At 63.8% G+C, this 1,425-nt stretch carries 1 protein-coding gene; it reads left to right on the top strand.

The genetic code is table 11. From position 1 onward, the window contains the following. Positions 1–122 precede the first annotated feature (122 nt). The gene (locus ABIB54_RS17815; RefSeq protein ID WP_354576871.1) at positions 123–1,367 is read left to right on the top strand and encodes an IS256 family transposase; all 1,245 of its coding nucleotides are present in this window, start codon (positions 123–125) and stop codon (positions 1,365–1,367) included. The last annotated feature ends 58 nt before the right edge of the window (positions 1,368–1,425 follow it).

Below are 1,425 nucleotides of genomic sequence, written 5' to 3'. Positions count from 1 at the left end.
GGTTGCGTCCCCGGGAGTGGTGTGGTTTTCGGGGTTTCGAGCGTTGGATGGTCGACGTGAAGAGCCACCGTGGGATGGTCAGTGAGTAACGACTAAACCACTCACGAAGGACACAAACCACGATGGCTCTAGATCAGTCTGCCCTGCTCAACCTGCTGGGCGATCTCAAACTCACCGATGTTACCGACCGCATCCGGGTCGCGACCGAGACGTTGTATCAGGAGCTGATCGATGCGGAGGCGTCCGCGTTGATCGGAGCGGCACCGTTCGAGCGCTCCGGCGACCGCACGACGTACCGCAACGGCTCCCGACCGAGGATCTTGTCGACCACGGCCGGGGACCTCGATTTGAAGATCCCGAAGCTGCGCGCCGGGTCGTTCTTCCCGGCTCTGTTGGAGCGGCGGCGGCGGGTCGACCAGGCCCTGTTCGCGGTCGTGATGGAGGCCTACGTCCACGGCGTCTCGACCCGGAAAGTCGACGACCTGGTCAAAGCGCTTGGCGCGGACACCGGGATCTCGAAGTCGGAAGTATCTCGGATCTGCGCGGGCCTGGACGCGGAAGTGGCCGAGTTCCGGGACCGGACTTTGGCCGCGCAGGACTTCCCGTATGTGTTCCTCGACGCCACCTACTGCAAGGCCCGGGTCGGGCACCGGATCGTGTCCCAAGCCATCGTCGTAGCGGTCGGGGTGGCCGCTGACGGACGCCGGGAAGTCCTCGGCTTCGACGTCGGTGACAGCGAGAACGAGGGCTTCTGGACCGCGTTCCTACGGTCGTTGAAGACCCGCGGGCTGGATGGGGTGAAGCTGGTCATGTCTGATGCTCACACCGGGCTGAAGAAGGCCATCGGCACGGTGTTCCAGGGTGCTGGCTGGCAGAGATGCCGGGTCCATTTCATGCGCAACGTCCTCGCCGTGATCCCGAAGGGATCCCAGGACATGGTGGCCTCGATCATCCGAACAATCTTCGCCCAGCCCGACCGCGAGCACATCGAGAAGCAGTTCCGCGAGGTCACGACGATGCTCGGCCGGTCCCATCCAAAAGTCGCGGTGATGCTCACCGACGCCCAACCAGACTTGCTCGCGTTCGCGGCGTTCCCCCGGCGCCACTGGCGCCAAATCTGGTCGACGAACCCGCTGGAACGGGTCAACAAGGAGATCAAACGCCGCACCGACGTCGTCGGTGTTTTCCCCAACTCAGCCGCGCTGCTGCGCCTGGCCGGGTCGGTTCTGATCGAGCAGCACGACGAGTGGGAAGCCGGCGAACGCCGCTACTTCTCCGAAGCATCCATGCTCGAGCTGGCCACCATGAACAACCCCATCGAGGTCATCGACGAGGCGGTGATCCTCCCAGAACTCGCCGCCGCCTAAACTAAAACAACTGACCCGCACGGTGTTGAGAAACTCCACCACTCAGCGGGACGTGACC

This window comes from Frigoribacterium sp. UYMn621, assembly GCF_040549525.1.
Lineage (GTDB): Bacteria > Actinomycetota > Actinomycetes > Actinomycetales > Microbacteriaceae > Lacisediminihabitans.
Note: the sequence above shows the minus strand (reverse complement) of the source record. Positions and strands in the feature narration are given on the sequence as shown.

Excerpts from the sequence above, each read along its gene's own strand:
- ABIB54_RS17815 (WP_354576871.1), top strand. The coding sequence starts at position 123 with ATGGCTCTAGATCAGTCTGCCCTGCTCAACCTGCTGGGCGATCTCAAA.